Source organism: Undibacterium sp. Ji22W, from assembly GCF_049340305.1.
GTDB lineage: Bacteria > Pseudomonadota > Gammaproteobacteria > Burkholderiales > Burkholderiaceae_D > Undibacterium.
On record NZ_JBMPOU010000001.1, the window covers coordinates 1,389,643 to 1,402,073 of the forward strand.

Annotated in this window: 11 protein-coding genes; 6 read left to right on the top strand and 5 right to left on the bottom strand. The window is 44.5% G+C overall.

From position 1 onward, the window contains the following. Positions 1-55: 55 nt before the first annotated feature. The gene (gene lolD / locus ACO0KW_RS05960) at positions 56-742 is read right to left on the bottom strand and encodes a lipoprotein-releasing ABC transporter ATP-binding protein LolD (RefSeq protein WP_423051573.1); all 687 of its coding nucleotides are present in this window, start codon (positions 740-742) and stop codon (positions 56-58) included. Further along, positions 735-2,000 (bottom strand): lipoprotein-releasing ABC transporter permease subunit, encoded by a 1,266-nt coding sequence (locus ACO0KW_RS05965; protein WP_423051993.1) that lies wholly within the window; start codon positions 1,998-2,000, stop codon positions 735-737. Before ACO0KW_RS05965 ends, lolD begins: the two co-directional genes overlap by 8 nt. 165 nt (positions 2,001-2,165) lie before the next feature. Between ACO0KW_RS05965 and ACO0KW_RS05970 the strand changes: the two genes are divergently transcribed. Continuing rightward, complete coding sequence (locus ACO0KW_RS05970) at positions 2,166-3,179, top strand: hypothetical protein (protein WP_423051575.1); 1,014 nt, start codon at positions 2,166-2,168, stop codon at positions 3,177-3,179. Between the two features lie 51 nt (positions 3,180-3,230). Continuing rightward, entirely contained in the window at positions 3,231-4,925 is a 1,695-nt protein-coding gene (recJ, locus tag ACO0KW_RS05975; protein WP_423051577.1) for a single-stranded-DNA-specific exonuclease RecJ, read from the top strand. 40 nt (positions 4,926-4,965) lie between these two features. On the opposite strand, the gene ACO0KW_RS05980 is transcribed toward recJ, so the two are convergent. Then, on the bottom strand, positions 4,966-5,457 hold the full coding sequence (locus ACO0KW_RS05980; RefSeq protein WP_423051579.1) for a hypothetical protein: 492 nt from the start codon (positions 5,455-5,457) through the stop codon (positions 4,966-4,968). A gap of 214 nt (positions 5,458-5,671) precedes the next feature. Here ACO0KW_RS05980 and ACO0KW_RS05985 point away from each other — a divergent pair, with 214 nt between their 5' ends. Continuing rightward, positions 5,672-6,283, top strand: a complete 612-nt coding sequence (locus tag ACO0KW_RS05985) for a hypothetical protein (protein ID WP_423051581.1) — start codon at positions 5,672-5,674, stop codon at positions 6,281-6,283. A 101-nt stretch (positions 6,284-6,384) separates the two neighbouring features. On the opposite strand, the gene ACO0KW_RS05990 is transcribed toward ACO0KW_RS05985, so the two are convergent. Both ACO0KW_RS05990 and ACO0KW_RS05995 read right to left on the bottom strand, forming a co-directional pair. Continuing rightward, positions 6,385-7,914 carry a trypsin-like peptidase domain-containing protein gene (locus ACO0KW_RS05990; protein WP_423051583.1) on the bottom strand — a complete coding sequence of 510 codons (1,530 nt, stop codon included), beginning with the start codon at positions 7,912-7,914 and terminating at the stop codon, positions 6,385-6,387. A 108-nt stretch (positions 7,915-8,022) separates the two neighbouring features. Further along, a complete protein-coding gene (locus ACO0KW_RS05995) occupies positions 8,023-8,622 on the bottom strand; it encodes a hypothetical protein (RefSeq protein ID WP_423051585.1) in 600 nt (199 codons plus the stop codon). Between the two features lie 385 nt (positions 8,623-9,007). On the opposite strand from ACO0KW_RS05995, the gene ACO0KW_RS06000 reads away from it, so the two are divergent. The 3 genes from ACO0KW_RS06000 (at position 9,008) to ACO0KW_RS06010 (ending at position 12,335) form a co-directional block, all read left to right on the top strand. Further along, positions 9,008-9,373 (top strand): hypothetical protein, encoded by a 366-nt coding sequence (locus tag ACO0KW_RS06000; RefSeq protein ID WP_423051588.1) that lies wholly within the window; start codon positions 9,008-9,010, stop codon positions 9,371-9,373. A 271-nt stretch (positions 9,374-9,644) separates the two neighbouring features. After that, positions 9,645-11,846 (top strand): YgiQ family radical SAM protein, encoded by a 2,202-nt coding sequence (locus ACO0KW_RS06005; protein WP_423051995.1) that lies wholly within the window; start codon positions 9,645-9,647, stop codon positions 11,844-11,846. A 198-nt stretch (positions 11,847-12,044) separates the two neighbouring features. Then, positions 12,045-12,335, top strand: coding sequence for a hypothetical protein (locus ACO0KW_RS06010; protein ID WP_423051590.1), 291 nt, complete (start codon positions 12,045-12,047; stop codon positions 12,333-12,335). The last annotated feature ends 96 nt before the right edge of the window (positions 12,336-12,431 follow it).

The following is a 12,431-nucleotide window of genomic DNA, read 5'->3' on the forward strand; positions in this document are numbered from 1 at the left end:
TCTATCTCCATAAATCCCATATTGACTGTTTCCACGTAATCACTGTTTCAAACGGTCAACCTGCAGCTAATCCGTTCGAGCTCAATCGCAAAATACGATCACAACGTTTCGCTAAATCTGCATCATGTGTGACAATAACAAATGCTGTACCAAAGGATTGCGACAATTCCAGCATCAAAGCAAATACCTGATCCGCAATGCCTCGATCGAGGTTACCAGTTGGTTCATCTGCTAATACACAAGCGGGATTCGTCACTAAAGCTCTCGCCAACGCAACGCGTTGACGTTCACCGCCAGAAAGTTCACCCGGGACATGGCTTATACGATGCTCCAAACCGACTTTCTTCAACATCGTTTTAGCTATTGCCTGAGCTTCCTTGCGCGGCATACGTCGGATTAGAAGAGGCATTGCCACATTATCGAGCGCAGAAAATTCCGGCAAAAGATGGTGAAACTGGTACACAAATCCTAATGATTTATTACGAATATCGCCGCGCGCCGATTCGCTCATATTCGCAAAATCATGGCCCAATAAATTAACCATACCCTTGCTCGGCGTATCCAATCCACCCAACAAGTGTAACAAGGTAGACTTGCCTGAGCCAGAAGCACCCACAATGGCTACCCGCTCTCCAGCTTGTATCGAAAACTCGACAGACTCCAGTACTTTAACGGCCTGCTCGCCGTGACCAAATGTCTTCGTCAAATCTTTGCACGACAGTACCGTTTGAATTTTACTCATAGCGCAGAGCCTCCGCTGGTTTAACGCGGGCAGCACGCCAGCTCGGATAAATAGTCGCTAAGAACGCTAAAACGATCGCGATTCCGCCGATAGTCCAGACATCTGACCAATGTAAATCGGATGGTAAGGTGCTGATCACATAAACCTCTTTAGAGAGAAATTGCACACCCAATATTTTCTCGATAAAGGGCACAATAATATCGATATTGAGTGCAACGACAATTCCCGATAACACCCCAACTGCGGTTCCAAACAAGCCCACTAATCCGCCCTGCACCATAAAAATTTTCATGATAGACATGGGTGATGCACCTAATGTACGTAAGATAGCAATATCCGCTTGTTTTTCAGTGACGGTCATCACCAATGTCGAAACCAGATTAAAAGCCGCAACGGCAATAATGAGGGTGAGAATAATGAACATCATCGTTTTCTCAGTTTTTACTGCGGCAAAATAGTTACTATTCTGTTGTGACCAATCACGCGCAATCAAATTACCTCCCAACGTACGACTCAATTCAAACGCGACTTGCGGAGCTTTTAACATATCCTTAATTCGTAGACGCACGCCAGTCGGCGCTTCTTGACGAAAGAATTTTTGTGCGTCCGCAATGTGAATAAAAGCCATGCCAGAATCAAATTCATAGTGACCAGCCTCAAACACTGCGACGACTGTAAACCCTTTTAATCGTGGAATAGTGCCCGCCGGAGTCAACTGTCCCTCAGGTGCTGCTAGTGTCACTTTGTCACCGATACCAACATGCATAGCCCGTGCTAAGTCAATGCCGAGAATGATGTTGAAGGCGCCTTCTTTCAGATCCGTTAATTTTCCCGACTTAACTTTACTCGCGATGATCGAAACCTTTGGTTCTTCTTCCGGCAAAATACCGCGTAGCATCGCACCCCGCATTACACCATCATTCACGATCATACTTTGTGCATCGACATAGGGCGCTGCTGCTAGAACAGCCGGATTTTTTAAAGTTTGCCGAGCGGTCGCTTGCCAATCTGAAATGACTCCGCTCGCATCAAACACTTCAATATGCGGCAAGACCGAGAGCATGCGGTCGCGTACTTCTTTTTGAAAGCCATTCATCACTGACAAGACGATGATCAAAGCCGCCACACCCAATGCGATACCAGCCATCGAAATAAGAGAAATAAAAGATATAAAACTATTGCGGCTACTGCGACGCCCTGCGCGGGTGTAACGCAAACCAACTAGCCATTCGAAGGAGAGGTTATTCACAAAATCGATATTCCCAATAAATTTAAAACGGACACAAAATACTTCAGGCAAAGTTCAACAATCACAACAAGATCTCGTCTGTCTGTCACTGTCACACAAAAAATGTATAACATGAAACGATGAAAAATTGCTTGCGAACCTTCAAGAGCCCGTAGTTTGCCATACAATGACGCTATGAGCCATTTAGAAATTATCATGCCTTTTGGCATTCCCCCTGCCACGCTGGCTAAAGAATTAGTCAAGCATATGAAAACGCCCGCACTGGCAAGTCTGTTAGCTTATGCGCGGGACAAGCAGATACATGAACATGATGAATTTGCTAGGCAGTTGCCCCATGAAGACTGGTTGGCACGCGATTTCGAAACACCACACAATAACGCCAGCAGCCCTGCATTGACGCATCAGCGCATGCAAGAATTAGGTATTCAAATGTCATCGGGATATTGGTTCACCTTAAGCCCTATCCACATTCACATTGCGCGCGATCACATGGTGATGACGGATCAGCGCCGTTTAGATATCAATGATCTAGAATCACACGATCTGTTTGAAGCGGCACGTGAAATCTGCGAAGAGTTAGGAAAATCTCTGCTCTACGGTGATGCAAAGACTTGGTTTTTACGCGCAGATGATTGGCGATCATTACAAACGGCCAGTCTGGATGCTGCGGCCGGGCATAATATGGAGATTTGGATTGCTAAGGGCGAACAAGAAGTGGCGTGGCGTAAGCTGCAAAACGAAATTCAGATGCTGTGGCATATACACCCAGTTAATCATGCCCGCGAAGAAAAAGGTCGCAACACCATTAATTCTGTCTGGTTGCATAGCGGCAGTGCGGAAGTTCACACTAACCGCTCTCAGCGAAATCTGCAGCGTTTTGATGCCATCAACTATCAGAACGATTCTGCTAGCATTTTAGTTGAAGACTTATTAGAACCAGCACTCAATAGTGATTGGGGCAATTGGTTAGCATGCATCAATCAGGTCGAGAATAACTGGTTTAAACCGGCTTTAAATGCCTTACAGAACAAACAGATTAAGAGTTTAAAGCTGGTGCTCAGTGATGGACAACGCCTGTGTCAAATTTCTTGCCGTGCGCCGCAAGCATGGAAGTTTTGGCGCAAGCCCAATCTTCAATTTTTAATAGATCTTACAGGTTCATCTATTCAAAAAAATCAAGAAATGTAGAAGTTAATCTGCGCAATTATTCGTGAACTTTTAACCGACACTTTTTACTCTATGACACGCATCAGCATCCGCCCCTATCCATTTCGTCAAGCAGAATTACTCAAACAAAGTGGATTGCATCCGGTATTGGCACGCCTTTTTGCCGCACGCGGTATCGTGACTGCTGAAGAATTATTGACAGAACTGCCGGCATTGATTCCGCCCAATCAGTTACTCAACAGCGAAAAAGCAGCTAGATTTTTGGCCGATGCAATTGCCGCAAAAAAGAAACTGGTGATCGTCGCAGACTACGACTGCGATGGTGCCACCGCTTGCGCGGTGGGTCTTCGCGGACTAAGAATGCTGGGGGCAGATGTTGATTACATCGTACCTAATCGATTTGAGTACGGCTATGGGTTAACACCAGAAATTGTCGAACTCACTGCACGTGAAAAGTCACCCGACATTATCGTCACCGTCGATAACGGTATCGCCAGTATTGATGGTGTCGCTGCTGCAAATGCACGTGGCATACAAGTACTGGTAACCGACCATCATTTGCCGGCCGATACGTTGCCGCAAGCGAGCGTCATCGTTAACCCTAATCAGCCTTTCTGCGACTTCCCCAGTAAAAATCTAGCGGGTGTCGGTGTCATGTTCTATGTACTACTGGCATTACGGGCAGAATTGCGTCAGCGTGGCGAATTCGATCAACAAAATCAACCAAAGCTAGATACTTTGCTTGATCTGGTCGCATTAGGCACTGTGGCAGACGTGGTAAAGTTAGATCCGAATAATCGCATTCTGGTTGCGCAAGGCTTAAAACGTATGCGTGCCGGCCGCATGCATGCTGGGATCGCTGCGCTATTTCGGGTTGCAGGGCGTGAACCGCGTTTGGCCAGTCCATTCGACTTAGGCTTTGCGCTCGGGCCGAGATTGAATGCCGCAGGTCGTCTGGCAGATATGTCTTTAGGCATCGAGTGTTTAACCACAGACGATGAAGGTCGCGCCTGGCAGATAGCACAAGAGCTCAATAGCATCAACGCTGACCGCAAAGACATCGAGCGTGAAATGCAAGATGTCGCCCTACTGCATTTAGATGATTTTCAAGCACAAGACACACACACTATTACGGTATTCGATGCATCCTGGCATCAAGGAGTCATTGGAATTGTCGCCTCGCGCCTCAAAGATAAATTTTATCGCCCAACGATTACTTTCGCTCCAGGGGATGAAGGCTTAATCAAAGGTTCAGGCCGTTCCATCCCCGGTTTTCACTTACGCGATGCTTTAGATTTAGTATCTAAACATGCCCCCAGCTTGATACAAAAATTTGGTGGTCATGCAATGGCGGCTGGCTTGACCATACGCGCGGAAGATTTCGATGCATTTCAAATCGCCTTTGAAGCTGTCGGAAAAACGTGGCTAAGGCAAGAACAACTAGAACGTATTATCGAAACCGATGGAGTCCTAGAGGAAGCATATTACTCGACCGACTTTATCGAACTTTTAGACGGCCAAGTATGGGGTCAAGGTTTTGCGCCCCCTATATTTTGTGATGAATTCAAACTTGTTTCGCAAAGAATTCTTAAGGAGCGCCATTTAAAAATGGTATTAGAAAAAAATGGCATGCGCTACGATGCAATATGGTTTGGACATACCGACAGCTTTGGTGAACGTATTAAAGTAGCGTTCAGGCTCGATGCTAATGAATACAACGGCGTGACCAAAGTGCAATTATTGGTCGAGTACGTAGAACAAGCGTAATCAGGGATCAGTGCCCCATTCTCTCTCCGTCAATGGATTTTTATGGTTTTAGGACTTTGGAATTTTGCGTAATAAATTTCAAAATCATGCCTATCATGCCAACACTCGCCGCTTCAATATTCCAATCCCAACTAAGACGATGCGATCCTTGATTGAACCATGCTTCCATAGTCGGCACAAACAGTATTGCAGCCATCGCCGCATACATCAAATAAGTACCGAGTGTTTGCAGCTCGCGGAATAAAAGAGAATCAAATGAAAGACTTAGCTCATACTTTTTCAACAAATCTGTGGCCGCCCATAAAGCACGCAAGTACAGAATTGGCACCAATAGTCCTGTCCAAAAAAAGGGCAACCTCAACGAGGTTCCTAGCGTATTGCTGAGGCTAAAATTATCACCAAGCGTATAAATCGGTAGCAATTGCAATCCTCGTTCCACGAGCAAATTCAATGCAAATAGCCAAATCATCGCTTTGACTAACATACTTAATTTGGGTATTTTCTTGAAGTCTTCCGTACTTTTCTGATCCATTTTGTCTCCAACGCAACAATGTGTACACTTAATTAAAAAATCATGACAACATTACCTCAATCTTAGGCTTTTTGATTTAACGCTAGTTGGGATAACTTTCGACCAATGATAAGATATTTGGACAAATTAGCATCTACCTTCAACTCAGGCATCGGCCTCACTCCTAAATTTGATCCCGATAAATTCCAACTCTCTCAATTCGACTGGAAGAATCATGCGTAAAATTGTTTTGTTTATCGCCTCACTATTGCTCCCATTTGCGCTTGCCAATGCGCAATCAAATATTAAATTAAGTGCTACAGATACTGTAGACAATGAAGACTTAATGAATGTTTTACGCTTTCAAGGAATTGCCGTCAGCAAAATAAAGTTCACTGGCACACATCTATGGGGTAAAAATTTTAAAATTTTTATTCGCGATTTTGCCAAGGGAAAATTAATAAAGACTTATGAAGTTTTTGATTCCAAAGAAGATGAATTCTTCAAAATCAAAGAGCAAGAATTTAGCTTTAGCGTTTTAGCACAAAGAACTTACGCTGGCACCGCGAAAATCGATTTACGTTTTCTAGGATTCGGCGTTGTCAAAGAATTTAACTTGGGCATTCACCAAAAAGACTTTATCTTAAAAAGTTTTCAAGAAAGCTCAAGCGAAATTGATTTTCCAGTGGGTCAAAGCCAAAGCATTCTGATATTTATGATGCCTACAAAATCAACAAATGGCTCAACACCCTACACTGATGTCACGCAATCGAATTTTAAGCCTGAAGAATTAGGCAAAAAATCTAAAATTCCACGATATTTTTTAATCGACGTGCGTTTCGATTAATTCCCCTATCGATTCTCGACTATCAATAAAAAAGCGCATCGAGTTATCGTGCGCTTTTTTTATTAGTACTTATAAAACTTCAAACGAGAAGTTTCGGCCATTTATTTAGAATTCCAAATTGCCATCATATCTGCAGATCCTTGCGATCGAATGCCATTGTCCGATAAAACACCTTCTGTTTCGGCCAGCATGGCTTTGCGTGGCAACACCATAGTTTCGCCATATCGCTGATCGTAGTGAATCACGATCAAATCATCTTGCATGTCACGCAGTAAGCTCACTAAATGCTTGAGACTTTTCACTGGAATACCATTGATTGAATAAATCACTGAGCCAAATCGATTACTGTATCCAGTAACCAACTTATGTGGAAAAAAAGGCGAACTGACGACAACCAGCTCCTCTCGCTCTTTCGTAGGCATTTCACCACGCAAAGTCACCAAAGGACTAGCATTGTAGGCATAGCCATTAAGAGCCGGCGCATTGTTACTCAGAAAACTCAAATACTCGACTGTCGCGCGTGAAAAGACAATTGGACCAAAAATAAAATAGGAGGGATAACCGCCCTGCAAATCTCCGATCAAATGTGGACGCGCAGTGTATACCGGTGCCTGTACTTGCATAGCTTTACCTGCCCGAATGACTGACAATGGTACTTTGCCATTGATTGCGACTTGCTGAACCTTGTATTTGAACATGACTCTGACACTAGGCTTAAGCTTGACCATGCATTGATTGTCAATTGGGGTATCGCCGATATGGGTAATTACGTCCCACTCATGCAGACCTGCATTAGCAGCACCATCATAGGGTTTATGCACGATACAGCCTTCCACATTCTTATCGAGCTTAAGATATTCACGTACAGTAGGATTTTCCAGTGTTTGCGTCACATCGAGCAGCGATGGTTTGCCATCATATTTATTGTCGACGATATCCTTTAGAAAGATTTCTATCTCTTCGTTCGGAATGATATAACCAATATTCTGTGCATTCATCAAACCAGAAAACGCCAGTCCTATCATTTTCTCGCCTGCGATCACTGGTCCACCACTATTGCCTGGGTTAATAGCGGCATCAATCTGAATCCGCAACCCTCCAGTGCTTCCGTCATAATCAACAAATTCAATACGCGATACAATGCCCTTCGTGATCGATAAAGAATTACCACCCGTCGGATAGCCATAGGCAAATACCGCATCGGTCACTTCTGGCAATTTGTTACTGCGCACCACAGCCGCATGCGTTTCAAAAAATTTCTCATCATCTAATTTTAAAATCGCCAAATCCATACCACGCGAAATGGCAACGACTGTCGCTGATACTTTATCGCCCTCTTGGCCAGTCTGAACTTGTACCTGACTAGCATACTCAACGACGTGTGCGTTGGTCAAAATCCGTCGCCCTTCAATTACCACGCCAGATCCAGTCACCTCTTGTGGTGAAGCCTTGCCCCATGGTTTGAATGGATCAGGGCCTCTCAATGTTGAGAATACTTTAACAACTGATTTTTCCAAATGCGCGACTGCGGGTGTAGCAACCGCTTTGCTATTGAAAGCATGAGCCGGCGTTATAACAACCAGCATGCCTATTAGAATCAGATTCAAACCTAAGAAAACCTTTTTAAACATCTGAGAGTCTCTTTGCATAATTTAATTTCTATTAAAAAAATAGTGATGAATTATAGACGCTAACCATATTCAATCAACAATTCAACAACGTGACATTCATACTGCAACTTACTTCTTTTCAAGTGAAATTTCGGTAGCCGACTTCGCCATATCGGCAGCCTGGTTTAGACACGATTTTCCACTAACAATACCCTTCAAATAAGAACGACGCACAATGCCCGCAATACTTGCTGCTGCAACTTCACGCGTATGGCTATCAGCACCTGTCAGGCGTCGGACCCATGAGCGAAACGGTACAAAACCTTCCGTGAAACTTTTTAATGCATTGATTGTGGCATTTCCTAGTTCTCGCTCAACAATATTGCCATTTTCATCGATTTTTGCCGCATCAATATCAGGACCCAGCACTTCGTTCAAACTTTGAATTTCGCGTTCATACCAGGGGCAATCTGCACCAGGGATAATTAGATACGGTGCTTTTCGCGCATTGATTAAGACTTCGGGAATATCGATTCTCACAATGTTTAAATCACTCAAAGGCGAAGTCATTGCTGAGCCGACTCTTGAATCAAAGGCAGCATCTTGCTCTACTTTGCTAGTTTTCTTTTGCGAGTTTGATGTAGACGTCGCACAAGCAGTCAAGTTGAGTATGAGCAAACTCAACAAAATCGAGCTCGCACGACATCCCCAAAATTTTTGTAGCTTCATAATTTCCTCAAATTCAGCGATATATTAAGTCACAATGAGTAACGACGACATGTGCGGATGAGGAACAAACGGTGTAGCTTTTTCCTAACAAAAAGATTTTACCTGTACTTGTCATACATAGCTTGCCTCAAATGACATTTATTTACCATTGCCGCATTTACTCCCCTTTTTTTACAGTTAATCCATAAGTTTTTACACCCTGTCTCAGATGGCCTATCGCTTTTCATCAAAGCTTCTAAATTGAAACAGTCAATCAAGCCAAATTTGATTGACGTAATACGAAACCGCATGAAATTTGTCTTTCTGCTTATCGTACTGCTTATCGCCCTGTCTTTATCTATCAATGTCAATTCAACCTGCTTTCAAAAGCAGACAAGGAGCTCTCATGAAAACCCATTACTCTGCGTTCGCGTTCGTCACCTTGATGATTTCAGCAACCGCACTCGCAACAGATCGTGACACAGACGCAAAGGTGACAGTCCAAGGAAATTCCAAACACACGCCTGCATATGCATCCCCCGATGAAGCGAGAGAATTGATTGGAAAATATACGCTCGACAACGGCAAGACACTCATCATGACGCAGAAATACAGCCATTATTTTGTGGAAATTGCAGGCAAAGCCCCTATTCAACTCATCCCCAGCAATAGCACCTCTTTTACTTCTAGCGACAAATCAATTCAGCTTAAATTCACACCTTCTGCTGACGGCAAAACGACCCGCGTTCTAGCGCACTATGTGGAAAGTTAAAATCCAAAAGATGCACATAACTCCGAGCCCATGATTCGCCAAGGCGGTTGATCAATTGTATTTAGAGTGACTGGCTTTGGCGTGATTCATGCGAAATCTAACAATCAGTAACAAAAACAATGGCTTACAAGTGATGAAATTCACATAACGCGGGCGAAGAGTTGAGGATTCAGGTAAAATCGCGACCATGAATCCTGCTCCTAAAAATCTCTTCGCCTCAGCGCGCTACCGTTCCGACGTCGGCGGCAAACACGCAGCACCTTTTTTACCTATGTCACGTGCGGAAATGGACGTATTAGGTTGGGATAGTTGCGACGTTATCTTGATCACTGGCGACGCCTACATAGATCATCCAAGTTTTGGTATGGCTTTGGTCGGCCGTTTATTAGAACAACAAGGATTTCGGGTGGGAATTATCAGTCAACCGAATTGGCATTCCGCAGAGGATTTTCGTGCATTGGGTCGCCCTAATCTCTATTTCGGCATTACAGCGGGCAACATGGATTCGATGGTTAATCGCTACACAGCCGATCGAAAGATTCGTTCTGAAGATGCTTATACACCCGACGGTGATCCAAACAAACGCCCAGACCGCGCCGTAGTCGTCTATGCGCAACGAGCACGCGAGGCATTCCCCGAAGTGAACGTCGTGATTGGCAGTATTGAAGCTAGCTTGCGCCGTATTGCACACTATGATTATTGGTCAGATAAAGTCAAACGTTCCGTGCTACCAGACTCAAAAGCGGATCTGCTGCTATTTGGAAATGCAGAACGCGCAATTGTTGATCTAACTCATCGCCTCGCTGCGGGCGAATCGATCAAAACCATCCGTGATTTACGTGGCACAGCATTCATGACGCCAACTAATTGGTTACCTAATGATGACTGGGCAGAAATCCAATCGATCAAAATCGATACGCCTGGCAAAGTGGAAGCGCATACCAATCCGTATGAAATGATGCCGGAAAAAGACGCAAAATGTGCGACTGGCGACAGTTCGGCAACGGCACCGACACCGACTGTTGAACCTGATGTTATCAAACAGCAAGCCATACGCATTATGAGTCGCGAAGAACGACAAGCAATGCTACGTAACAAACACAACAATACGGTCATACGCCTGCCGTCTTTTGAGTCCATCAAAGATGATCCCGTGATGTATGCTCATGCGTCTCGGGTATTTCATTTGGAAGCGAATCCCGGCAATGCTAAGGCACTTTCTCAAGCGCATGGTGATCGTGATGTATGGATCAATCCGCCACCATTACCACTTGCGATGGATGAGATGGATGGTGTATATGATCGTGCCTACGCACGTGCACCACACCCTAGCTATGGCAAAGCGCGAATTCCCGCATGGGAAATGATTCGCTTTTCCATCAACATCATGCGCGGGTGTTTTGGTGGCTGTACTTTCTGTTCAATTACCGAACACGAAGGACGGATTATTCAAAGTCGCTCAGAACCATCAATCTTGCGTGAAATCGAAGAAATTCGCGATAAGACCAAAGGTTTTACTGGCACCATTTCAGATCTCGGTGGCCCGACCGCCAATATGTATCGTCTCGCTTGCAAAGATAAGAAAATTGAAGAATCTTGTCGCCGTCTATCCTGCGTTTATCCTGGTATTTGTAGCAATTTAAATACCGATCACAGCAAGTTGATTTCGCTGTATCGCAAAGCACGTGCGATACCTGGCGTAAAGAAAATTTTGATCAGTTCAGGCTTACGTTACGACCTCGCTGTCCGTTCACCAGAATATGTGAAAGAACTGGTCACGCATCACGTTGGCGGTTTGCTGAAAATCGCACCGGAACATACGGAAACCAATACTTTATCCAAAATGATGAAGCCAGGTATTGGCGCCTATGACGAATTCAAGGCGATGTTCCACAAGTACTCCAAAGAAGCAGGAAAAGAACAGTACTTGATTCCCTACTTCATCGCCGCCCATCCGGGAACAACGGATGAAGACATGGTCAATTTGGCTTTGTGGTTGAAGAAAAATGATTTCAAACTCGATCAAGTACAAACTTTTATGCCGACACCGATGGCGTTGGCAACCACGATGTACCACACCAGAAAAAACCCGCTGAAAAAAATTACGGCAGACTCCGAAGTGGTGGAAACTGCCCGCTCAGGCAAGATTCGTAAATTTCACAAGGCATTATTACGTTATCACGCACCCGAGAATTACGAGATCGTCAAAGAAGGTTTGTTACGCATGGGACGTGGAGATTTGATTGGTAGTAGTGAACGCCATCTCATTCCCTCGCGCGCACCTGTGGTTGCAAGCTTAGTCAATGCTGGCGTGGTAACAGCCAAGCGAGGTGCTGCACCGAAGCTAAACACCTTTGGGAAGAGTTCCGCGACCCGTCTGGCGGCAAAAGTTGCGCCAGTCACCGTTAAATCCGGTCTTGCCTACAATCCTGCAAAACCTAAAAAAGCGCCAGTTAAATCAGGCCGGCGCTAGCTATTTCGTGATCCATGTTCCGGTCGTTTACGCACAACATGGATCACTGGCTATCATAAACAACAACTCAAAAAGAATCTCGACCGTGAGATACGTTCCCGCGCTACAATTTCCCCACGGAATATAATCGATTAGAACATCCTACCTACTTCGGTAACAACCACTGTCTCAGCAGTCTCATTTCAAAGGAGCACCGCAATGAAACATATGAAAACCGTGTTAATTTTAGAACATACCGAAGAGGTATTTGATAAGTTGACTTGCGATGTGTGTGGTGCAGAATCCCATTGGGATGAAAACTGGTCAAGTTCCGAACCAGAGAAAAAGATGACGACTGTGCAGTTAGACGAAGAAGAATCGTTTCCAAATGGTGGTCAATCGACACAAACGCAATATCACATTTGCCCAAGCTGCTTTCAAACCAAGCTTAGCGTATGGTTTGAAAGTCACCGTCAATCAAAACCCACTGTTTCAAAATCTGTCTGGTAAGAAAGACTGTTGTTAACAGGCTTTCTCTGATCATTTTCCTTTCAAGTAATGGGAGAAACTATTACTTGAAAGATATGGTCAGATATAGGCATTTCG